Origin of the sequence: Leptospira weilii serovar Ranarum str. ICFT, assembly GCF_000332415.1 — a bacterium.
GTDB lineage: Bacteria > Spirochaetota > Leptospiria > Leptospirales > Leptospiraceae > Leptospira > Leptospira weilii_A.
This window is the reverse complement of sequence record NZ_AOHC02000052.1, coordinates 191,232-213,346: the sequence shown is the minus strand read 5'-3', so window position 1 is coordinate 213,346 and position 22,115 is coordinate 191,232. Positions and strand designations below refer to the sequence as shown.

The window sequence follows — 22,115 nt, the reverse complement described above, 5'->3', positions numbered from 1 at the left end:
AGTATTTGGCTTTCAACGCAGTTGAAAAATCTCACTCCTATAGCGAATGAGATTGAGTTTTCTCGAGCGCCCCTAGAAGCGAGACTGTCAAAACCCCGGAGCTTTACCGAACGACCCCTTAAGGAGTGAAGTAGCCATAACGAAGCGACGGTTCTTAGCGAAGCTAAGATGAACGACCCGAACGAGCAAGGTTGAGTTTTGCGATTGGCTCCCAACGGAGTTTGGAAAATCATCGTTTCCGTAAGGAAGTATAACCAAATTTCAGAATATTATAATCATTGAATGAGTTGACGGAACAAAATCCGAACTTACTCGGGGCAAATCCTACCTGCGTAAGATTCTCGGATTTGTCCCGAGTATATCGTTCGGTTTTATTTCACGTAGAGTTGGTCGAAGGAAGCACCGTCCGCAAAATGATCTTTTTGAGCCTTATGCCATCCGCCGAAATGTTCATCCACCGTGATCAAATCCAGTTTTGGAAATTTAGCTTCGTGTTTTTTTAGAACGGTTTGGTTTCTAGGGCGATAACCGTGTTTTGCGATGATCTCTTGCGCCGCCTCGGAATAGAGGGACTTAAGATAGGCTTTTGCCGTTTCCAACGTGCCGTGTTTCACGGCGTTTTTTTCCACGATCGCGACCGGCGGTTCCGCGAGGATACTCAGGGATGGAATTACAACTTCGTATTTATCTTTACCGAATTCTTCCAGGATGAGAAAGGATTCGTTTTCCCAGGCGATCAGCACGTCTCCGATCCCGTTTTGAGCGAATGTGTTACTCGAACCTCTGGCTCCGGAGTCGAGTACGGGAACGTTCTTATATAATGTTTTTATAAAGTCCTGAACCTTGTTCGTATCGTTATTGAATTTTTTTTGAGCGAAAGCCCAGGCCGCGAGATAATTCCAGCGCGCTCCTCCGCTCGTTTTCGGATTCGGAGTGATTACAGTCACCTTGGATCTAACGAGGTCGTCCCAGTCTTTGATGTTTTTCGGATTTCCCTTTCTTACCACGAACACGATTGTAGAAGTGTAAGGAGTGCTGTTGTTCGGAAGACTTTTCAACCAATCCCTGGAAATCAGTCCCTTGGAAGCGATGATGTCTATATCGTAGGCGAGCGCCAGTGTAACGATATCGGCTTCGAGTCCGTCGATTACGGATCTTGCCTGTTTGCCGCTTCCACCGTGGGATTGATTGACTCTCACGTCGTCTCCCGTTTTGGATTTCCAATAACTTGCAAAAAGTTTGTTATACTCCGCATACAATTCTCTTGTCGGATCGTACGATACGTTGAGAAGAGTCGCGTCTTTTGCGAAAAGCCCGAGGTTTGCGATCGTCATAAAAAATACGATCGCAGTCGTTTTAAAAAATTTTGTTTTCATGTCGGTTCCTAACTTTTAAATTTTGAATTACATTGCAAACTGAACGAACAAAAAGAAACTGTAGGATTTGTGGTCCAACGTGTATCTGTCGTTTACGTTCGGGGCCCAAGGATTGACTCTTGCGTTTCTGACCGAATCACCCGCGAGCAAATAAGACCCGCCTGTCCAGATCGAAACATAGTCTTTGAGATAATATTGGTAGATCACGTCGAACTCGTAAAAAAGACGTTTGCCTCCTCTTTCACCCAGCTTGTAGCCGCCGAAAGCGGCCCCGGTCGTGTTTTCCGTTGTAAGCCCCGTGTTCGCGGTTCCGCCGGAAGAATACCACGCGTCGTTTACGGAAGCTTTTTGAATGTCGTAAGCGACGAAGATAAATCTACCGTAGTTGGCGGAGTTATACATCAGGTGAACGGATTTGGTTCTTGTGTTCGACCAGAAAGTGGCGTTTACGATTCCGTTTCCCGAATCGAAGTAAGGGAACCCCCCGGATCTTGTCGCAAAAGAAGCGTCGTAGGTTGCAACCTTGTTGTCGGTTCGATTGGGATCTCCCGAACCGATCGAATACTGAATTCCGATTCGAAATCGATCGAAGAAAGTATAACCCGTCTGAGCGATGAAAAACTTGGAGTCGTATTCCACGTTTTGAGTATGGATCCTTTGGGACTTCGGATTTCCGTCCACGGTTTGTTTGAAAGTGTCCCAACCGGCGTTGACCCTTTGACCGTTAAAACCGTACTGCCAAGAGGCTTCCAGGGTCCAGTCCCAGGCTTTCGTTTTCGGCAAACGGTTGTTATCCGTTCGATTGCTTAAACGAAATCCGACCGTGTTCAAGTCGTCTCTTTGTCTGGTTCTGTCCATACTCGTAGTGGGGTTCGGACCTTGTTCCCATTTTTTGTCAATGTTGAAGTAATAAAGATCCACGAGGAAGTCTTCGAACTTCACCGTGTTGTATAAACCCGAAAGATACGTATCGTTGACCGTACCTCGTTTGACGCCGTTGGCCGTGTTGTTTCCGCTTCCCGCGTTTGAGTCTTCCGCGATGACGGAAGTGAACGCTTCCGAGTTGAAATACTTTGAGTTGTATTTGACTCGGGCGCCGTCGAAAGAGTTACCCGTTTGACCGTCGTTTCTTCCGCCTACGTATCGGTTATCACCGAAACCGAAGATCTGTCTTCCGAGAAAAATTTCGAAACCGTCCGCAAAGTTTTTCAATTGGATAAAACCTTCCCTTAGATCCGTATTGTTTTTAATACTTACGGAATTTGTAGAAGTAGGCGCGGCGCTCAGTTCGGCGCCGGCCGAGTTGGAAAGACCGAGATAACCGAGTTGTCCGTCCTTACGGGATTGTTCGCCTCCGAAAACACGAACGTCTTGGATCGTAACCTTTGCGGCGACGTAGGGGTTCGGATCTATCACAAAGAAAACCTGAGAGTTTTGAGTCGCAAAGTTTTTATCGTCCTGAGTTCGTTTATCAAAATCGGCGTTGTGGCTATAATCAAAACGGGGACGAACTTGGAAACCCGTGCGAAAGATATCTCCAAACCAAAGACGATCCGTTTTTCTCACAGCGTCTTGGTGTTCCGGAGAAAGAAGCATGGACTTCATAAATTCTCCGGGAAGTTTTCCTTTATACGGACTTTTATAAAGTTCTTCTTTGGCGAGTTCCTGTTGGATTTCCGGAATCCCTTTTTCGTCGTTCGGCTGTTCTTCGTATTGAACGTTGGAAGGCGGGTCCAAATTGAGAACGGGATCAGGCTTTTCTTTTTTAGCGCTTTGAGAGAATAAACTCAAAGGAATCACACAGAGGAAAAGAATTCCTGCCGCGAATTGAATACGAGTGTGTTTCATCTAAATCCTCCGTTTAGAAATTTTTACCAGAGAATGGTTTTTATATCCCATAGGCAATCAAAAAATCCATTATATTGGATAAAATTCTTTTATTTGGAAAAATAATCCGCATTTACGGATTAAAATCTTCCAAAAAAAGGAAAATTCCGTTTTATTTGATAGGTAGAAAAAGTGTCTTTCTTAGGTTTCGAGGTTTTAAACCCAGAAAAAGAAGTCTTTCTTATAAATTAACGTGAGTTCGACGGTTGAAATCTTGGGCGAATCAGAAACTCAGGTGCCGTTTGCTGAGTTTCCCGAGCGACCGTAGAAGCGAGACGCTGAGTTGTTCGGTTGAACTAAAGTGTTGCTCCTCGGTCGCAACATATAATCGCTTTCGCATTTCTTAGGCCGAACTCACGTTAAATTAGGAGACTCGGAAAATCGGAACAAAGAAAACAAGGTCGCATCGATTCGGATTGAAAAAATCAATCATCGGGAACGTTGAGAAGATTTTTGTTTTGTTTGCGGTAAAAGATCGGTTTTTTCAGGAATGAGCTTTTGTATGTCATATCGGTTCGGACTTTCAAATCGCCGCTTTGATGACTGATGAAAGTTTATTTTTTTGAAAACCGTTCGATTTTGAATTCATAGATGAAATCCATTCCGCAAAAGGATAGAATTTTAGCGTTTCCGTTTCGGGTGAAAACTTTTCTAAAGAAAATTTTCGCGATCACCCGGGATTGTATTGTTTCGGTCCTACCGATCTCTATAAAATCGAGTACCGTTCATTTTTATCACAAAGAACTGTTTCAATACGACCGATTCGATACCTCTATGTTCTAGTTATGAGTGACCCGAATTCGAATGTGAAACATAATAAAATCTTAATATAATTTGCGACGGACGTTTTTGCGGATCGAAAACGAACAAAAGTCGTCTTTCGATCGAATATCGGAATGTTCGATCCGGAAGTATTTCCCAATCGATTCTTTTTGACTTGGCGCGGAAATTTTTGAATGGGTTTAAAAAAACGGCAAAACCGCTCGTCAAGTTTTGGAGGTGTTGTAAATAAAAAACGATTCGGCTCGTCGAATCGTTTCAACTTACCCGAATAAAAAAGGGAAGATACGGCTTTGTTCGGAGTGGAAAGATCGATTTTACATTCAAGACGATTTTTCGATTTACGGCGCGTCCAAAAACTTAATATCAAAAAAAATAGAACTGCAAGAATCTGTTTCGGTTTCGGGACGGATTCTTATGGAAAAGTTTTATAAAAAGACAGTTAAAGAGAGTGAATCCGATTCGATTGTAAAAATACGGATGATTCTAAAAGTCCCAAAGGAGTTCGATATGGCCTATAAAATGGACGGGGCAAAATTCCCCACCTTGGAAGAATTGATCGACGCTTTTTATCCTCTTTATGCGGATACGATGTCCGAAGCCGATTTTAAAAAATACGTACAGGAAAACGCGAAGGAAGAATGATCTCACAGCAGTTCGTTCTTTTGGAACGAAATTGAAAGGGAATTTCGAATATCCGTTTTGCTTGTCAGGAAATCGGGTCTCGTAAGAATCATCCCATGCAAATTATCCAGGGGAAATGGAAAATTCCTCACGCTGCGAGAAAACCACTCGTATTTTTTTTGGTCTTTTTATTTTTATCCATACAATTTCGGTTTTTATTTTCGGATCGAGTTCCCGATTCCGTATCGTTGCAAAATCAGTATCTCATCGCTCAGGACTATCAAATTCTATTTAAGAATTTTCTTTCTTCGGGATACGATCGTTCTTTGCAGGGCGGAAGTTCCACGTTTTACTTTCAAGCTCCCTTTTTCTTTTTCCTCGTTTCTTTTTTTCATACGTTTATTTTATTTTTTCTTCCCTTCGGTGTTTCCTTCAATTTGGGAATTTTACTCGCGTTGTTTTTATTTTCGTACGCGTTTTTGAAATTAGGATTTTTGTTTCTCACGGAAACCGGTCTCAGTCCGGGTAATGCCTTACTTACGATGACCGGACTTATGTTTTATTTTTTATATCCGGGAGACCGCGTGGTAGGCGCCGGAATCGTGGGCATTTTTCAAAATTCGATTTCTTCCTCCGTGGGACTTGCGTTTGCACTTCTTGCGATTTATTATTTGGAGAAGTTTCGTTATACGGGAAAGGTCTCCTCTTTTTTTAAGAATCTGATCACGGGAACTCTCGTGTTTTACACACACTACGAGATTTCCTTGTTTTACGTGATCGCTCTCTCGATCTACTTTCTTTTTTACAAAGACGAGTTTGCGATCCTGGAGATTTTGTCCGTTTTTTTACTTCCGGTTTTGTGTGCTTTACCTATATTATGGAATCATTTTGTATATGTTCCGTTTCAACAAAACCCGCCGGTTTCTTTTCCGATCAACGGACTTCTATCTCTTTTAGGGGAAGAATTTTCAAACTCGGTTTCAAGACCGGAAAAGTTTTTGGACGTAATCAAACAAATCCTAATCGATCAATACTGGATTCATCTATTGTTTCCGATTCTTTTTGTGATCGGAATTCGTTTGCTTTTTATCAGAAAATTATTGCCGCCGATTTCCAGATTTTTGATTTTCGGAACCTTGTTTTTTTATTGGATGGCGACGGATTCCTCCTTGTCTTTGATACTTCCGTGGTTGCGCGTTCAATGGTATACGGCTCTCAATGTTTCCCTCGTTTTTTTGACCTTCTCGGCGCTTGTAACCGCGAGATTCTTTTTGAAAAATCTTCCGCGTGGAAAATGGAAACTCTGGACCGGTTTGATTTTATTCGTCTTAGGGTTATATAGGTTTATCGTTACGGTTCCGGGATCGTCCACAGGGATCGAAAGTCTTTCCGAAAAACCTTCTTCCCTATGGAAACAAAAGGAAACATGGATTCGGGTATTTGAAAAAACTTCATACGGCGCCTTGATCGCGTCGGAAGAGATCGGCGGTTCCTCGGATTCCCGTTGGGCCTCCGTATTGATCCGTCAAGCCGTTAGACGAAACATCACGTTGAGGAATCGTTTCGAAAGTTCGTTTCCTGCTTCCGCGGAAGAGATTCTTGGGTTGTTTCCGGTACAAGGACCGGCGTCTTCTTTGCGGGGTGAGAAAAAAAACGATGTTGTCGGGGAAAAAGAAAAACTTTCCGAATTATTTTCGAATCTTCTTTCCGAAAGGGGAGTTGCGTACGTTTTACTTAAGTCGGATGCGCTCAACCGAATCGCGGCCGCGTCGCCGAAATCGTTTTCGCAGATTGATAAAAAGGGAGAATGGACTTTTTGGAAATTAAATTCCACCCGACCTTTTATGGAATTACTTACTCGAAAACCGATCGCTCTTTTGATCGATGAAAGTTCTTTTCAAAAAAAATCCGGATTTGTATCGGAAAATTTATCGGAGTCGATTCCGGATTTAAAGTTTCAACGGAACGTTTCCTTGGTTCCTGTTTTTAAGGAAGAATTCGGATCGAATGAGGCTGACTTTTCGGGAGCCTACGAGGTTTCACAACTTCATTCTTACTTTCAAAAAAAATCCGAAGAAGAAACGATAAAGGAAACCGAAAGAAAACATACGATAAAAAAGGAAAAGTCGCCTCCTGTGTTTGCCGAGATCGATCCGCTTTCTTGGGACGACTCCGAAATCCGATGGGAACTTTCGGAAGAAAAAAAACCGGACCTTTGTTTTCCGATAATTCTTCGTTCCTGTTTTTTTCCTCTTTGGAAACTTACGTCCGGAGAGAACGTATATCGGACTTCGGAAGGCCAGTTTTATTTCTGTTCCAAGGAAAGGAAGAATCAATTCGTATTTTATGATATTCGCACGTATTTGATTACTCTCGTTCAATTTCTGCTTCCGCTTTCGTTTTTTGGAGCCGCGTTTTTAACTCGCAGGAAAATATCCAATTGACGTTCTTCATACCCGGTTCCCGAAAAACTCCTTTCGGAAAAAGACAACTTCTTTCCAATTTGCTTCTGGTCGGATTTTCGATCGCGATACTTTTTATTTTGTTCGTCGGAAATCCGGAATCCCCGGTCGTAAAAATCGTTCTTTCCGCTCTGGAAGGAGGTTTGATCGGGGGGCTCTGCGATTGGTTCGCCGTATGGAAAACCTACAAAGCGATCGAAGAAGACGGATCCAAACTTTCTTCCGAGATCGGAAACTGGGTCTCAAACGATCTTTTACATCACGAGGTCATTCGTTCCAGAATCAGAAAGGTTTTGGAGGATCCTTCGACTCGGGACGAGGTTCACGAGGTTTTAGTGGAAACTTTCGGAAACGAAGAAAAAACGAACGAAGTACTGAATCGACTTTTTTCCAAAGTGGAAGAGGATATCGTTCAATACGTCGTTCATTATCAGTTTTCCGGAACCGACGTCGCATTATTAAAAGAATTAAACCGACAAAAAGAGATTATGGATACGATCAAACTTTTGATCGGTGAGTCTATGATCAAAGTAGCCGATACGGAAGAATTCAAATCCCTGCTTCAAGAAATATTAGGAAAAATGAATTTAGTGGCTCAGGTCGTTTTAAATTTAGTCGTCGACTTCCCGAAAAAATTAAAAGAATACGGAAATCACGTCAAACAAGGTTTGGAGATCGAATCTAAAGACGAAAAGACCATCGAGAAACTGGTCAATCTTATGGCCGCTTCCACGGAAACGTATATCTCGTCTTGGAACGAGTTGCATTTGGACCAAAGGGAAAAGGCGGTGCGATCCTTGATGGGATTTTTAAAAAGCCAGGCGAGTCGGCTTTTGGGAACTCTGGTTCAATCGCATCTTAAGGAAATCGGCGAGATCGATACCTTGCAAGAATACGCTCCTCTTCGTTCCGTTTTGGAGTTTATAGAAAAACGAATAGACGAGAGCGTCTCCGGTTATATCGGAAGACAAATCACGATCAGACTTCAAAGTCTGGATCCTAAGGATCTTAGAAAGAATTTGGAATGGAAAACACGGAACGTTTTGGAAACGATTCGGATCAACGGAAGTATTCTGGGATTCTTTTTAGGATTTGCGACCGGGTTTGTAAAATTTTTTTTATAATTCACCCGGACGGATGTCGAAGTAATCATTGAATATATTTTTCTTGTTTTGAAAAACCGTTTCGGTTAAAAATACTTTGAAATCGAATTCCGGAGTTTTCTAAAGATTCGATTTCAAAAGGTTCGAGCGGGACGGTTATGGAATCGAAAAAATTAGATTTTAAGAATATAGACGACTATATAAATCGTTTTCCGGAAGATACGCGGAAAATTTTGGAAGAATTACGTTCCGTGATCAGAGAATCGGCGCCTAATGCGGAGGAAAAGATCAGTTATCAAATGCCGGCGTTTGCGTTTTACGGCAACTTAGTGTATTTTGCCGCGTATAAAAAACATATCGGATTTTATCCGACTTCGAGCGGGATCCGAGCGTTTCAATCCGAATTAGCGAAATACAAAACCTCGAAAGGCGCCGTGCAGTTTCCGATCGATCAACCTTTACCCCTTACATTGATTGCAAAAATCGTTAAGTACCGGGTAAAAGAAAATAAGGAAAAAAAGAATAAAAGATCGTCCTAAAACTTCCACAATCTTACGGCTTCTTTCAATACGGCAGCGGTTTTATTTTGGGATAAACTCCAAGAAGTATAAGAATGTTTGAATACTTTGAAAAGAGGAATCCGACCTTGACGAAGATTCGTTTTGTTCATCCGTTTGCCCGTGGTTTTAAGTTTTGCCTTGATAAAAATGATATTTAGAGGAACGGGGATTGTAATAAACGTCGATCTTTTTCGGAAGAGTCGGTTCAAAAAAGGGAAGAAAGATTTTAAAATTGGACATTTGATTGCGGCGGCTTGTAACGGAAAATGGGAGAACACATTTACGGATTCCATTTTTGTAGAGAAAGAGATTCGAGAATGGCAGATTCGATATTGGAATCGATTTAAAAGAAGATATAAGTCGAGAAATAAGAATTTATCTTACTCATAACTATATAATAAAATACTTAGAGTTTGTCCCAAAACGTCTCGAGTTTTTTCGTCATCGCATTCATTTCCGCAATTTTCGTAGGTTTTGGGACGAGTTCTTAATCTTTTACATTAAAACGGTATTTTGCGATAAAAATAAACGCCACCCGATTTTATAGGGATCGATAAAACCGGTCTCCCGTTCTTATTCTACTTCGGTTTAAAATCAAATACGTTAAACCGACTTACGAGACGGTTCCGTTTTTATTTTTTGGAAAAACTTCGGATTTCTCGAGTGATCAAATCCAGGTTTGTGGAACCGAGTTCTTCTTCCAAAACCCTCTGCGCTTTTTCATAAACCTTCGAAAGAATCGGCTGGATTGCATGACCGCAGATACATTTCTTATTCGGAGATTTGGAATGCATTTGGAAGATTTTTTCGTCAATGGCTTCGTAGATTTCTTTTAAGTTGATCGTGGAAGGCGCCTTTGCGAGAACATAACCACCGTTCGGACCCATTTGATTCCGCACGATTCCACGATTTTTAAGGAGAGATAGGATTTTACGGATCACAACCGGATTCGTATTTACGCTTTCCGCAAGTTCCTCGGAAGTTTTGGTTTTACCTTCTCCGAGAGATAGCAGGGAAAGAATATGGATCGCGACCGTAAATCGACTCGTCATATCTGTAAGCCTTCTAGTTACAGAATATAAAATATGGGAATCTCTGTCAAGTTAAAGCCTGACTTGGATGGAACGTTTCGTCCGAATCGTAAATTTTTGTACGACTGATCTTATACGAATTTTGTCTCGGAATCTTTTTAGTCGTAAAGATTTTACGTTTTAAGTATAAAAGACTTTAAATATCCGTAAAGTAGTATCCGACTACGTCTGCCTCGTAATATCGGTTTTCGCAAACACTTCTTTTTGTCGGATACTTTTTTATTTTGTACCGAGTACGAGTCTTACGTTCAATCGAGAAGATCGATATGAACGGGAAGATATTGAATGGATGTGCTTCCTTGGCTGAACCAATCCGGCACCGCTCTTCGCCAAGAAAGGAACTGAGGAGTATCGAGATGTTTTTTTCTCGCGGCTTCGCTTTTATATACTTCCATAAATAAAAATCTACCCGGATCCCCGTCCCCTTGAAGCACGTCGAGTCTGAGAATACCTTCTTCCGTATCGAGAGATTCTTTTGCCATCTCACGGCTGATTGTTTTGAACTCTTCGATCTTTTCTTCCAGAACTTTATAAGAGGATACGATTACGATCATAAGTTCAGAGTTTTTGAATGTTCGTCTTTTGGAAAGAAAAATCCTCCTTGCTTTAAAGAACGGAAAATCAAAGAATCCTCAAAATGAAATTGAACACTCGAATTACCGAGATGCTTGGAATCGATTTACCGATTCTCGGCGCGCCTATGTTTTTAGTTTCCTATCCGGAGTTGGTCGCGGCTGTGTCGGAGGCGGGCGGGATCGGATGTTTTCCTTCTCTCAATTATCGATCTCCGGAACGACTGAAAGAGGGCCTTCAGGAAATTCGTTCCAAAACGAAAAAACCGATCGGAGTAAATTTGATCCTTCATAAGGCGCATAACCCGAATTGGTCCAAACAATTGGAAGTCGTTTTGGATGCAAAGGTGGAACTTTTGATCACGAGTTTGGGAAGTCCGCGTACGGTAGTCAACGAGGCGAAAAGCGTGGGGGCGAAGGTTTTTTGCGACGTTACTACTTTAAGACATGCTAATATTGTCGCAAAAGCCGGCGCGGACGCGTTGATCGCAGTCGCACAAGGGGCGGGAGGACACGCCGGAAATATTTCCCCCTTCAGTCTTTATCCTTATCTCAAAAAGGAAACGGGTTTGCCGGTGGTCGCTGCGGGGGCGATTTCGAGCGGGGCTCAGATGCTCGCCGCTTTTGCGTTAGGCGCCGATGCCGTTTACGTCGGTACGAGACTGATCGCAACTCCGGAGGCGAAAGCTTCGGAAGATTATAAACGAATGTTGATCGAATCCGGACCGGAAGATATCGTGTACACCGAAAAAATTTCCGGCATTCCGGCCAACTGGCTTAAGAAATCCGTGGAGAAAGCGGGGGATCTTTCTCACAGCGGACAATCCCGGAATTTGGATCAGGAATACAAACGCTGGAAAGACATTTGGTCCGCGGGACACGGTGTGGCCCAGATCGAGGGTTTGATACCCGCGAAGGAAGTTATTCTAAAAATGGCAAAAGAATATTCTGATATTCTAAATCGTTTGCCCCGCTAAATCTTTTTTAGCGCGAGTTGTTCGTAACTATATTATAAAGTGCCTATTATTTTGCGGTAAAAATTAACGATATTCGATTTTACAGAGATCGGTAAGTATAATCAATGCGAAAGCAATTGAAGCGGAATCAACAAATTGGAATGACGAAAAAATTTCGCTTTTAGAGCGCCATCAATTTGTTGATTGGAGCTGAAATTAAAAAACTCAATCTCGCTTCGCGAGATAGGTCCGGCTCTTGGCAAAGCCAAGAGCCGGATTCGCCCGAATTTTCAACCGAGTTCGTTACGTTTACGTTCGAACAATCCCGTCTTGATATAAGATTAGATAACTTGAATGTAAGTTAGATACGTTTGTTTCGTAGAGGAATCATGTGGAAAACTCCGAAGGCCAAAATTTGCAGAATGTCCCCAAAGACGTTGGTTGATTTGTGTCTGAGAGTGAGCCAGAAATAAACGATCTCGAATAGATGTACGACTAACGTGCCAAAGCCGATCGTTTTGACGAGAAAGCCGAGCGGTTCTTCCATTTGAATAAAGCCGAGCAGATCGGCTCCGAAAACGATCCAAAAAAAAGCGATTCCGATTTTGACGGTTTGTAATAACGAATTCATAGGTTTTGTTCCTAAAACGCGTTTCAAAATTTTTTCATTTCGTTTGAAAATCGTATTTCAGGATACGAAAAATTATTTTTGAAATCGGTTATAAAAATTTTTTCGTTATTGAAACTTTTCGATCCGACGGGTCAAGGATTTTCCATTCGTAACGAAGCGCCGCGTATCTTTTCAAGCCGATCGCCCAAGGAAAAAAGATTCAATCGATTGACTCGAATTCGTTGGGTAAGAGATTGAATGTATGTTGCCTTGTTGTCATCATCTTCTTTCTTCCCATCGAATCTCCGGGGAACATTCTCCGTTTCCTTGGAAAGATCCGAAAAGTCTTCCGCCTTTAAGAGACGACGACTTTCCCGCGCACATTCCTCTTTTGGAAAAATACGGACTCGCGTTCATCATCGATATTCATACGCATTTTTTTCCGGAATACGTGATGAAACGAATTTGGAAATGGTTCGACGGTGTTCATTGGGAAATCGCGTATCGGGAAACGGAAATAAGGAGACTGGAAATCCTAAGGGAAAATCGGATTTTTCATTTCACTACTTTGAACTACGCTCATAAGGAAAAAATGGCGGAAGGTTTGAATCGATGGGTGTTCGAAACCCATTCCGATACGAAAGGTGGGATCCTTTTCGGAACCTTCTTTCCGGAAGAGGGTTGTTTCGATTATACGAAACGAGCCGTGGAAGAATACGGGTTTCAAGGATTTAAACTTCACTGCGAAGTGGCGCGGTTGGATCTGACCAGAGCCGAACTTTCGGAAACGTTTTCTTATTTGGAAAAAAAAGAAATTCCACTCGTGATCCATTCGGGAGACGCGCCTCTTCCGGGGCCTTATACGAATATTAAATATTTTAAATCCTTTATAGAACGTTATCCGAAATTGAAAGTCGTAGTCGCTCATATGGGAGCTTCCGAAGTTTGGGAATACGCCGAACTCTTAGGGATTTATCCGGAGCTTCGTTTGGATACTACGATGGTTTTTGTGGACTTTTTGGCTACGGGAGAAAAAACGGATCGTTGCCTTGAAATTTTAAAACGTTATCCGGATCGGGTTCATTTCGGTTCGGATTTTCCGAATATTCCCTACGCGCTCAGTCATCCGATCTGTAATCTTTTGAACGCTCCCCTTTCCGATGAAATCAAAAGGAAGATTTTTCTGGAAAACAGCGCGAAACTTTTTCGGATTTCGATTTAATACGAACTCGAAAAAAGGATTTTTTAGTTTTAAAATCTCGGTTTCAATTCCAGGTCGAAGTCCGGAAAAAACTTGCCAACGAGGGTTCCGTCTTCATTCTTTCTCTATGCGCGGCATTTTAAATGGGATTTTAGCGTTGTTTCTCGCAGGAATGTTTACGGTTGGGTGTGGAAAAAAAACTTCCTCACAGTCCGCTTCCGCAGAAACGTTTAAAAGAGTCGCCGAAGTGTACTGTTCTCAAATGAGTCGTTGCAAAGAATCTTATCTTTCCTCTTTGGAAGGAAAACTCAGAAAGGAAGCTTCTCTTACGTATCCGGATAACGCACAGTGTTACAGCGATTTTAATTTCGACTACGATAAGTCCGAGCCGATCGTTTTGAAAAAACTCAGCGATCATCTCAGGTTGGAAGCGGAGCTTTGTATCAAAAGTGTGGAACGCGCGGACTGCGGTTCTATCGTCACCTACCAGATTCCCGAGTGTGCGGATTACAACACTTTCTTGGAAACAATTTCCGTTCCTTCCTCTACAAAATAAGAATCGATCTCCTCTAAATTTTCTCTTCTCTTCTCTTCTCTTCTCTTCTCTTCAATTCGTTCGTTCGGAATCGGCGATACACTCTCGCCGCTCGCCAATGTTATCATCGCTAAAAGTATTGATTTTAGTTTCTCAAAAAAATCTTCGCAAAGCTGCGTTGGGTCACTCGAAGAGTCGCGTTATGGACAAGCCAGATTGACTTGAACTTCGGAACGAGGTGCGTTATCCGGAACCGTAAATACGGTTTCTCTCACCACGGTTTCCGGATAACCGTCCACTCTGGTTAGATCTCCGACACAACGAAGTCTATATTCTCCCGAATGAATGTATTTCATTTTTGTGGAGGCGCCTTGCACGGGCGAGGCTACGAGCGGGAGTTTCGCATCTACATTCCCTTCCGAAACCCGATACACGCTGTAGTAATGGGTTGTGGAAGCGGTTCCACCTAACACCGTCAAGCTGGAAGCCTTTTCCGGACGAATGATACGGGAGCGAACCAGAAGGCCGCCTCCCATATCCGATTCTCCCTTATGGTCGCCGTTCCAATCGCTGATGCCGACTAAGGTTCTTACTCCTCCGATACTCGAAACGTAAGAATGAATCATCAGATTTTCTTTCAGGTTGATTCTTACTTCCAAGATGTAAGGATCAAAACCCGGATAAACGAGCATGTCCGCGTCCCCATTTTCCGCTTTGTAGAGCACCGGAAACACAAGAGGAGGGAAGACGGATTTTGTAGTGGAATCCGCCCCCGGCCTATAACTCAACCTGGGAACGATATTGATTCCGGGAACTCTGTAGTTATCAAATAGAGTGAGATTGGAAAACGTAAGCCCGGGCTCCGTCGCCCAAGCGGTTACTAAAGACCTCAGATACAAACCGGTATAATAAAATTGAACGGGACCGTTTCCGAATGCGCCCCAGTCCGTTGCGGAAGTGGGATCGTTCGAAGGATACACAACTCCTTCTCCGTTGAAAAATTGAATCGCTTTGATTTCTCCGTCGTTTAAACGACAGGAATTCGAGTTGGTAGTGTAGGGAATCGTACAAAAAACCTGTCGGTTCGGAGCGACCTCGTCCCAAAACTTTTTCGTGTCCTTTACGTTCTTAATCAAACTCAGATCGAAAGTTCCTTCCTGGTATTTCGTAGACATACGGATTTCTCCGATGTCTATAAAGATCGGAAGATTCTGCGCCAAAGGAACTCCGTCTAAACCGAGAGTAGGATCAAAACCTTCCCCGCTTGTATCCTGATAGAGTTGTCCGGTTCCGCCCGAATAAGCTTCGAATCCGATCGGGTTATCGGTGGCGTACGTTCCTTTTACGAGTAACAACATTCTCTGGTTGAAGAGTGTGCTGATTACCGCGTTTTTGGTGCCGTTTCCGTGCCAATCGCCGACCTTACAAAAGAATATTAGAAAACTGGAAAGTACTAGAACATAGGATCGTTTCATAAAAATACGCTCACCATCAAACCGAAATGAAAAAACTCAGTGTCCACAACCCTATAATAATTCGGATTGCTCAACCTGGAATCGCTATAAGGACTTGTATAATAATATTTCGATTCCGCGGGCGGGTTCATTTGAGACTCGTAGATTTTATTGTAATCGATTCGGATTCCGATTCTGATTTTTTTTCCGGCCACAAAACTCGTTTCCAAACCCACGATCATCATGTGGTCCCAACGAGAAGTATTGGAAGGTCTCGCGACCACGAAGGCTTCCCCACCTCCCGCACGAATGATGAACGAAATGGGAAGATCGATCGGAATCTTATAACCCAAGGCGAGATAAACCGGAATGGTGGTCAAACCCCTTTCCGTAGCGGAAAGATAGTTAGCGTAAAAGGCTCCCATTTCGAGATAAAAAATCCAAGGCCAGGGAATCCTAAAAAAGAAACCTCCGCCCAAGGTCGTATCCAAATATTTCTGAGTTTCGGTTCCCGGCCAAGGGTTCGACGCGCCCATCCAAACTCCCGCCTCCGCCTTTCGATTATCGTAATATCCTTCTTGTTTTTCTTCCTTTTCTTCTTCCTCGGTATTTTCCGTTTCCTCCTCTTCTTTGGAAACGACTCCGCTGGAAGGAAGGTTTCCCATTTGCGCCGTACGTTTGGGAAAGAAGTCCGGAAAAAATTTATTGTCCGGTTGATACCCGCCCAAGAGCTCGAACACTCCGGGTTTTTTAGGAGAGGCGGATAAAATTCCGGGGGCGATCGCGAGTAAGACTAAGATCGAAGGTTTTGCGAAAAATCGGGAAAAAAATAACATGATTACTTTTGAAAGTCCTTACGGGAATACATCCAATCGATCTCGGGATGAAAATCGTAATACGCTCTGATAAAATAAAGTCCGTAAGGTGGGAGTGTTATACCGGCAATGGTTCTGTCCTGGGAGGAGAGTATGTCCAAAACGTTCTTCACTTTTCGTTTGCCGTTTGCGATTTCCAAAAGAGTACCCGTAAGAATCCGAATCATATTATGAAGAAAACCGTTCGCCCGAATTCTTACCTTAAGGAGACCATCCCATTCGGCGCTTCGTTCCAGCCTTACGTCCAAAATCGTTCGAATCGTGGAACGATTTTTCATCGAAGCTGCTTTCGCTAAACTCCGAAAATCGTGTTCTCCTTTTAATAGTTCAAGTTCGGCTTCTAAGCGAGTAACGTCAATCTTATGTTGATACCAGAAGGCTCGATTTTTCCAAGTGGGCCTAGGATATTTCGAATTGAGAATCCAATATTCGTATTCTCTCGAATTGCAGGAAAAACGGGAGTCGAAATTTTCATTCACTTCCACCATATCCAAAATGGAAAGTCCGACATCGGTGATCGCGTTTAGGCTCAGAAGAAACTTTCCGAAATTTTGTATCGTCGTTTGGGTTTTGAAATTCACGATCATACCGCGAGCGTGAACCCCCGTGTCGGTTCTACCGGCTCCCGTGACTGAAATTTCTTCCTTCAGAAGAACCTTTGCGGCCTTTTCTAGATTCTCCTGAATGCTGGGAAGGTCCTTTTGCGTTTGAAAACCGTGGAAACAAAGTCCGTCGTATTCGACGAGGAGGGCGTAGTTTATTTTTCCCCTCCCATTTCCTCGATGAGTTTGTTGTATTCGTCGTAGAGTTCCTTTGCCATATCGATAATGACGGAAGGTTTGGACTTGGACCCCTTTCCCGAACCGTAAAGTCTGGAAAGAGTTCTTTTGGCCCTCACTAAAAGATTGAGTTTGGCCGCGGGGTCCGACGCCAGTTCGTCCTTGAATTTCATCGTGAGATAAGCGGAAAGATAAATGACTCCGTCAAAGGCCCAGTTCTTATCCGTGTCCGGACCTAATAGATACGAAGCCTGGTCCACGGGTTCCGAACCGCTCTGCATGATTTCCATCGTTTCGGTGTACCAAGCCGCGGATTTTTGATAGAGTAGGTCTCGAACCTTATCGAATCCCAGATTCGGAAAATCGTTGTTCAAGTCGTCGAAGTACCAAGCTCCTCGAACGGAACAAACCGCTTTCTTCGGAGTGGGGGCTACGGTGGCCTTTCGGTTTTGATAACATTCGATCGCAAGAAGATAAGAAGCCGCTCCGAGAACCAAATTGCGATCCTGATAGAAATCGATAGGACCTAAAATTTTTTCCAAATGGGACCGTCTCGTATCGAACTGAGAACGGATCTTTTCGCTTTCTTCCCCGTCTAACGCGGACCAGTCTTTTGAAAACGAGGAATAAAGACAACGGGGACAAACGCTAACGACGTAGTCGTTGGGACTGACTCGACCGAACTTCTTATTCTTTTCATAAAGCCTTCTGAGTTCGATAGTGAGTTTTCCGGCGATCAGACGACCACCGCCCTGAAACATATTTTCTTTTTGATGGATCTCGTTGCAGATCGGACAAACCGTATCTTCCTTGGCACGAAATGAGATCTTTTTTCCTTGTGCGAGAGCGCTGGCTGTCATTGTCTTCTGTGAAAAACCCGAAAAAAACGGGAACGGGCTGTCAATTCGAACACCATTCTAACCGATAGAGTAGGAAGAAAAGCACTAATTTCTTTGTTGCCTCCGGTCTAAAAACCGGAAAAGCTCTGGAAAAGGTTAACCGATGAAAAGACTGATTCTCATATTAATTGCAATGTCCGTTCTTCCCGTTTCCGTATTTGGAGAGGCCGTCTCCAACAAGGCTTATAAAAAAAGGGTGGAATTACTCATCTATCTCCGCGCCGTCGAACCGATCGTTCGAAACTACAAGGGAGAAGTTCCGAGCGGTCAGAATCAGCAACCCCCCACGGCGACTAACAATGCACAAGGCGGAGGAACTCCGGAGCCGGACGGAGACAGAATCAAAAAGTATAAGGAACTCAAAAAGCTCTACCAGGAAGGGCTTCAATACTATTTCGAAAACAATCACGTAAACGCGTACCGTAGATTTTTGGAAGCGCAACTCGGAACCGAAATGCTTCTGGAAGAACTTTCCCAGTTTTATGTGGAAAGAACGGAAGAAATGTTAAAAGCCGCGATCGAAAAGAAAAACCCGAACAATCCGGAAGACAGAAATTTGGTCGATATCGCGATCGAGTGGAGTAAGAATTCTTTCGTCGTTAAAGATATGATCGCGAATCGCGAAGCGCCGCTCACGAGAAGAATGTACAACCCGAGAGATTTTCACTACGTTACCAATAAATACGCGATCGAAAAGAATATGGAAATGGGTTACAGATTTTTAGGACTCGCCAAAGAAACTCGTAACAACGCTCTCAAAATCGAAAAACATCTCGAGAAACACCAGAAACTTCAGCCGAACCATAGAAAACATAGAATCGAACACTACATCGCGGCGATTCAACTTTGTAGGGACGCAAAATCGAACGCGATCAATATCTTCAAATTGAAATATCCGTACGACAATTATTATCTTTTTAAAAGCGACGCAAAAACCGAAGCCATCAAAGACGACGAGGGAAAGGCGGGACCTTCCGAGTCCGTTTCTTTGCAGGGAGTCACGTACGATTTCACACAAAATCCTACATTAGAATACGATCATAGAATGAGTCCCGTATTCGATCGGAGACTTCCGGAAGAATACCGCAGGGATGCCGTTGACGTTTTGGAAAAGATTTTCGACGACGAAGTCAAGAATCGAATTTTCTTAAAATGGGATCAGGAAAAACGCAAACAATTGCTCGGAGATAAGGCTCCTCCTAAATAAGTTGTAACGCTTCGATTTCTGGCGCGGCATAAATCTAGCTTTTCTAAAAACGGATTCCTGGGGAGATTGTTTTCGATGAACCCGTTGAAATTTATGGAAAGCCGTTTGGGCCGCTTTTCGAAATCATATCGTAAAATCGTTCTCAAGACGTATTTAATTACAATCGTTCTGGTATTCAGTTTTGCATTTCCCAGTTTTGTAGCGGGATTGTTTTTCGCGCTGATCGGAAATCAAAAAAGAAAAAACGCCGCCTTTTTAAAAGGGTCGGCGGTTTGGGGGGATGCGATCCGCTGGATGACCAAAACCCGTTTTTTCAAGATCGGAGAATTTCAGATTCCCCCCAAAGGACATATGATTTTTTCGAACCACGTCAACGAGCTGGACTTTCCCTACGACTGCCTCGTGATCAACAAACCGTATCTCGCCAACCAAGTGATCAAAAAAACATTGGTCGCCTACTGGTGGATGAAGGCGATGGGTTCCCAAGTTTTTGAATCCGCAAAGGCGGCGACGATTGCGGTTTCGGTCAGAAATTTGCTGAAGGGTTTGAGCACGACTTCGTTCATCGTATATCCGGAAGGTCATAACTCTTATCGGGAAGAAATTCAACCCTTACAAAAAGGGATGATCAAACTCGCTTGGGAAAATAAAATTCCCGTCGTGATCGTACTCAAATCGGGACTGACGGGTTATCAAACTCTGGAAAAAGGTTTTGTGGTCGCATACAAACAAATCGGAATCTACGATCCGACGAATTATTCTTCCTGGGAAGAATTTAAGGATTTCATTTTTGAAACGATGGATCGGGGAAAGAGGGATCTGGATGCGATGCTTTCCACCGAAGTCCGAAATGAATCGGTGCTCGTATCTTGATTTCTAAATTACTGATCGCGAATCGCGGAGAGATTGCGGTTCGTGTGATCCGCACTTGCAAAAGGCTGAAAATCAAAACCGTTGCGATCTATTCGGATGCGGATAAGGATTCTCCCCACGTTAAACTCGCGGACGAGTCCGTTTATGTCGGGGAACCCGGCCCGGCCGCTTCTTATTTAAATATTCCTAATATTCTCGACGCGGTTAAAAAAACGAAGGCCGACGCCGTACATCCGGGTTACGGATTTTTATCCGAAAAAAGCGAATTCGCAAAAGCATTAGAAAAAGAGAATGTATTATTTTTAGGTCCGAGTCCCGAGTCTATGGAACTTATGGGAGATAAGATCAACTCCCGGATCAAGATGGAGGTTTCGGGAGTTCCCGTCGTTCCGGGTTACAACGGACAGGATCAAAATCCTAACGTCCTTCAAAAAGAAGCCGAAAGAATCGGATATCCTTTGATGATTAAGGCGACCGCAGGCGGCGGCGGAAAAGGAATGAAACGGGTTTACAACTCGGAAGAATTTCTTTCCTCGCTCGAGTCGGCGCAAAGAGAAGCCGAGAAGGCTTTCGGAGACGGGACCGTGTTTCTAGAAAAATACATAGAAACTCCCAGACATATCGAAGTGCAGGTTTTCGGTGACAAACACGGAAACGTTATGCACCTTTTCGAAAGAGAATGTTCGATCCAAAGAAGACATCAAAAGGTGATCGAAGAATCCCCGGCTCCGAATTTAGCCCCCGCACTGGTGGACGAGATCTGTCAAGTCGCGGTTAAGGCCGCACAATCGATCCGTTATGTGGGCGCCGGTACCGTCGAGTTCATTCTGGGAAAGGACGGAAAGTTTTATTTCCTGGAGATGAACACGAGGCTTCAAGTGGAACATCCGGTTACGGAATACGTCACGGGACAGGATCTCGTGGAATGGCAGATCCGAGTGGCGGAAGGCAAAAAACTTTCCGAACTCACCGGCGGGAAAACTCTCGCACAAAACGGCCACGCGATCGAAGCGCGGATTTACGCGGAAGATCCCGAGAACAATTTCCTACCGTCCACGGGTATATTAGAATATATTGAATTTCCGGATCGTGATTTTTTACGCGTGGACACGGGAGTGGAAACCGGTTCCGAGATTACGGTTCATTACGATCCGATGATCGCAAAGATGATCGCTTGGGGAAAAACCAGGGAAGAATGCGCCGCCCGTCTGAAAGAATCCATCGAATCCACGGTGATCTTCGGGCCGGTAACCAACACGTTTTTTCTTTCCGGAATTCTTTCCCATGAGGAATTTAAGAAGGGACGAATCCATACGCATTTTCTGGAAGAACAAACGATTGCTTATACACCCGAAAGGGAAGTGCAAGCCGATGCGTTTTCCTTTGTGGCGGCGGCGCTTTCCGAAAAGAAAAAATCCCAGGGAATCTGGGAAGCGGTCGGCTCGGGAGGATTTTGGTGATCGAAGAAAATTTTCGATTTAGACATAGGGAAGAAGAAATTCCCGTTCGAGTTCGTTCCGGTTCTCCCGGAGACGTGTCCGTATCGATTACGTTAGACGGAATCGTTCACGATTTTCGGATTTCCAGAAATTTCCAGAGCGAAGGGAACGGTCTTTTTTCGGGCCCGGGTAATCACTGGAGAATTCTCAGAAAAGGAAACCAAATTTTCATTCACCACAAAGGATGGAACACAAAGGTCGTTCTTTCCAATCGGGAAATTCATCTCGAAGAGGGAAGCGGCGGTTTGATTAAAAGTCCGATGCCCGGTAAGGTCATTCGCGTTTTGGTTTCCGCCGGAGCGTCCGTCAAAAAAGGGACGGTACTTGCCATCGTAGAAGCGATGAAAATGGAAAACAATATTCTTTCTCCGGGGGACGGAACCGTGGAGGAGGTTGCGACCCGAGAGGGAAGTATGGTTTCTCAAGACGACGTCCTTCTGAAATTGAATTTGGGTTGAGGCACAAAAGATTCTGTCCGTCGACCGTCCGATTTTATCGAAAGGATCGCAAATCTCTGCGATTTTTTTAAGTTTTGGGACAAACTCTTAATTTAGAATATTCTAAATAACGTAAAAGAAATGGAATATACAATTTCTATTTTGTGTTTAGTTTTTATTTGCAAACGATTGTTTCCTTCCTACAAATGAAGGCTTTCTAAAAATTTACTGGAAAGCGGGTTTAAGTTCGATAAGGATCATAATGGTTTTAAAATTAAGTTTTTATTTACGGCGTGTTCTAAATTTTAATTTATCAAACTTTTTGCATACTTTTT

General features: G+C 43.5%; 21 protein-coding genes. 11 read left to right on the top strand and 10 right to left on the bottom strand.

Features of this window, described 5'->3' with window-relative positions; genetic code table 11:
• Positions 1-371 precede the first annotated feature (371 nt).
• On the bottom strand, positions 372-1,376 hold the full coding sequence (locus tag LEP1GSC060_RS17540) for a sulfate ABC transporter substrate-binding protein (protein ID WP_003009895.1): 1,005 nt from the start codon (positions 1,374-1,376) through the stop codon (positions 372-374).
• A 27-nt stretch (positions 1,377-1,403) separates the two neighbouring features.
• A complete protein-coding gene (locus LEP1GSC060_RS17535; protein ID WP_003009785.1) occupies positions 1,404-3,224 on the bottom strand; it encodes an alginate export family protein in 1,821 nt (606 codons plus the stop codon).
• 1,329 nt (positions 3,225-4,553) lie between these two features.
• Here LEP1GSC060_RS17535 and LEP1GSC060_RS20765 point away from each other — a divergent pair.
• The 4 genes from LEP1GSC060_RS20765 to LEP1GSC060_RS17505 all read left to right on the top strand — a co-directional run bounded on the left by LEP1GSC060_RS20765 (position 4,554) and on the right by LEP1GSC060_RS17505 (position 8,771).
• Positions 4,554-4,688 carry a hypothetical protein gene (locus tag LEP1GSC060_RS20765; RefSeq protein WP_268914485.1) on the top strand — a complete coding sequence of 45 codons (135 nt, stop codon included), beginning with the start codon at positions 4,554-4,556 and terminating at the stop codon, positions 4,686-4,688.
• Positions 4,689-4,783: 95 nt separating this feature from the next.
• Positions 4,784-7,111 carry a hypothetical protein gene (locus tag LEP1GSC060_RS17515; protein WP_003009562.1) on the top strand — a complete coding sequence of 776 codons (2,328 nt, stop codon included), beginning with the start codon at positions 4,784-4,786 and terminating at the stop codon, positions 7,109-7,111.
• On the top strand, positions 7,108-8,253 hold the full coding sequence (locus LEP1GSC060_RS17510) for a DUF445 family protein (protein WP_003009618.1): 1,146 nt from the start codon (positions 7,108-7,110) through the stop codon (positions 8,251-8,253). The genes LEP1GSC060_RS17515 and LEP1GSC060_RS17510 overlap by 4 nt, the downstream gene beginning before the upstream one ends.
• Positions 8,254-8,390: 137 nt before the next feature.
• On the top strand, positions 8,391-8,771 hold the full coding sequence (locus LEP1GSC060_RS17505; protein ID WP_003009644.1) for an iron chaperone: 381 nt from the start codon (positions 8,391-8,393) through the stop codon (positions 8,769-8,771).
• On the opposite strand, the gene LEP1GSC060_RS20760 is transcribed toward LEP1GSC060_RS17505, so the two are convergent.
• The 3 genes from LEP1GSC060_RS20760 to LEP1GSC060_RS17490 all read right to left on the bottom strand — a co-directional run bounded on the left by LEP1GSC060_RS20760 (position 8,768) and on the right by LEP1GSC060_RS17490 (position 10,437).
• Entirely contained in the window at positions 8,768-8,902 is a 135-nt protein-coding gene (locus LEP1GSC060_RS20760) for a hypothetical protein (protein ID WP_003009347.1), read from the bottom strand. The two genes, LEP1GSC060_RS17505 and LEP1GSC060_RS20760, sit on opposite strands and share 4 nt — an antisense overlap.
• Positions 8,903-9,424: 522 nt before the next feature.
• Positions 9,425-9,844 carry an Rrf2 family transcriptional regulator gene (locus LEP1GSC060_RS17495; protein WP_003009378.1) on the bottom strand — a complete coding sequence of 140 codons (420 nt, stop codon included), beginning with the start codon at positions 9,842-9,844 and terminating at the stop codon, positions 9,425-9,427.
• A gap of 287 nt (positions 9,845-10,131) precedes the next feature.
• Positions 10,132-10,437, bottom strand: a complete 306-nt coding sequence (locus tag LEP1GSC060_RS17490; RefSeq protein WP_003009759.1) for a putative quinol monooxygenase — start codon at positions 10,435-10,437, stop codon at positions 10,132-10,134.
• A gap of 83 nt (positions 10,438-10,520) precedes the next feature.
• Here LEP1GSC060_RS17490 and LEP1GSC060_RS17485 point away from each other — a divergent pair, with 83 nt between their 5' ends.
• Positions 10,521-11,432 carry an NAD(P)H-dependent flavin oxidoreductase gene (locus tag LEP1GSC060_RS17485; RefSeq protein ID WP_003009538.1) on the top strand — a complete coding sequence of 304 codons (912 nt, stop codon included), beginning with the start codon at positions 10,521-10,523 and terminating at the stop codon, positions 11,430-11,432.
• Positions 11,433-11,772: 340 nt separating this feature from the next.
• Here the strand turns inward: LEP1GSC060_RS17485 and LEP1GSC060_RS17480 are convergent, their stop codons facing one another.
• Positions 11,773-12,042: a hypothetical protein gene (locus tag LEP1GSC060_RS17480; RefSeq protein ID WP_036096982.1), complete on the bottom strand. Its 270-nt coding sequence runs from the start codon at positions 12,040-12,042 to the stop codon at positions 11,773-11,775.
• A 241-nt stretch (positions 12,043-12,283) separates the two neighbouring features.
• Here LEP1GSC060_RS17480 and LEP1GSC060_RS17475 point away from each other — a divergent pair, with 241 nt between their 5' ends.
• Positions 12,284-13,243, top strand: coding sequence for an amidohydrolase family protein (locus tag LEP1GSC060_RS17475; protein WP_003009695.1), 960 nt, complete (start codon positions 12,284-12,286; stop codon positions 13,241-13,243).
• A gap of 106 nt (positions 13,244-13,349) precedes the next feature.
• The gene (locus LEP1GSC060_RS17470; RefSeq protein ID WP_036097012.1) at positions 13,350-13,778 is read left to right on the top strand and encodes an LA_2478/LA_2722/LA_4182 family protein; all 429 of its coding nucleotides are present in this window, start codon (positions 13,350-13,352) and stop codon (positions 13,776-13,778) included.
• 179 nt (positions 13,779-13,957) lie between these two features.
• Here the strand turns inward: LEP1GSC060_RS17470 and LEP1GSC060_RS17465 are convergent, their stop codons facing one another.
• The 4 genes from LEP1GSC060_RS17465 to LEP1GSC060_RS17450 are packed head-to-tail and all read right to left on the bottom strand — an operon-like array spanning position 13,958 to position 17,725.
• Positions 13,958-15,232: an LIC11270 family surface protein gene (locus LEP1GSC060_RS17465; RefSeq protein WP_003009867.1), complete on the bottom strand. Its 1,275-nt coding sequence runs from the start codon at positions 15,230-15,232 to the stop codon at positions 13,958-13,960.
• Positions 15,229-16,047 (bottom strand): hypothetical protein, encoded by an 819-nt coding sequence (locus tag LEP1GSC060_RS17460; RefSeq protein WP_003009908.1) that lies wholly within the window; start codon positions 16,045-16,047, stop codon positions 15,229-15,231. Before LEP1GSC060_RS17460 ends, LEP1GSC060_RS17465 begins: the two co-directional genes overlap by 4 nt.
• Positions 16,048-16,049: 2 nt before the next feature.
• Positions 16,050-16,847: a tRNA pseudouridine(38-40) synthase TruA gene (truA, locus tag LEP1GSC060_RS17455; RefSeq protein WP_080634605.1), complete on the bottom strand. Its 798-nt coding sequence runs from the start codon at positions 16,845-16,847 to the stop codon at positions 16,050-16,052.
• Positions 16,844-17,725: a DUF2225 domain-containing protein gene (locus LEP1GSC060_RS17450; RefSeq protein WP_003009919.1), complete on the bottom strand. Its 882-nt coding sequence runs from the start codon at positions 17,723-17,725 to the stop codon at positions 16,844-16,846. Before LEP1GSC060_RS17450 ends, truA begins: the two co-directional genes overlap by 4 nt.
• Positions 17,726-17,867: 142 nt before the next feature.
• Between LEP1GSC060_RS17450 and LEP1GSC060_RS17445 the strand changes: the two genes are divergently transcribed.
• The 4 genes from LEP1GSC060_RS17445 (at position 17,868) to LEP1GSC060_RS17430 (ending at position 21,801) form a co-directional block, all read left to right on the top strand.
• The gene (locus LEP1GSC060_RS17445) at positions 17,868-18,971 is read left to right on the top strand and encodes an LIC11274 family protein (protein WP_003009513.1); all 1,104 of its coding nucleotides are present in this window, start codon (positions 17,868-17,870) and stop codon (positions 18,969-18,971) included.
• A 75-nt stretch (positions 18,972-19,046) separates the two neighbouring features.
• A complete protein-coding gene (locus LEP1GSC060_RS17440; RefSeq protein ID WP_003009444.1) occupies positions 19,047-19,844 on the top strand; it encodes a lysophospholipid acyltransferase family protein in 798 nt (265 codons plus the stop codon).
• Positions 19,841-21,304 (top strand): acetyl-CoA carboxylase biotin carboxylase subunit, encoded by a 1,464-nt coding sequence (locus LEP1GSC060_RS17435; RefSeq protein ID WP_003009520.1) that lies wholly within the window; start codon positions 19,841-19,843, stop codon positions 21,302-21,304. Before LEP1GSC060_RS17440 ends, LEP1GSC060_RS17435 begins: the two co-directional genes overlap by 4 nt.
• Positions 21,301-21,801 (top strand): acyl-CoA carboxylase biotin carboxyl carrier protein subunit, encoded by a 501-nt coding sequence (locus tag LEP1GSC060_RS17430; RefSeq protein WP_003009787.1) that lies wholly within the window; start codon positions 21,301-21,303, stop codon positions 21,799-21,801. The genes LEP1GSC060_RS17435 and LEP1GSC060_RS17430 overlap by 4 nt, the downstream gene beginning before the upstream one ends.
• Positions 21,802-22,115 lie beyond the last annotated feature (314 nt).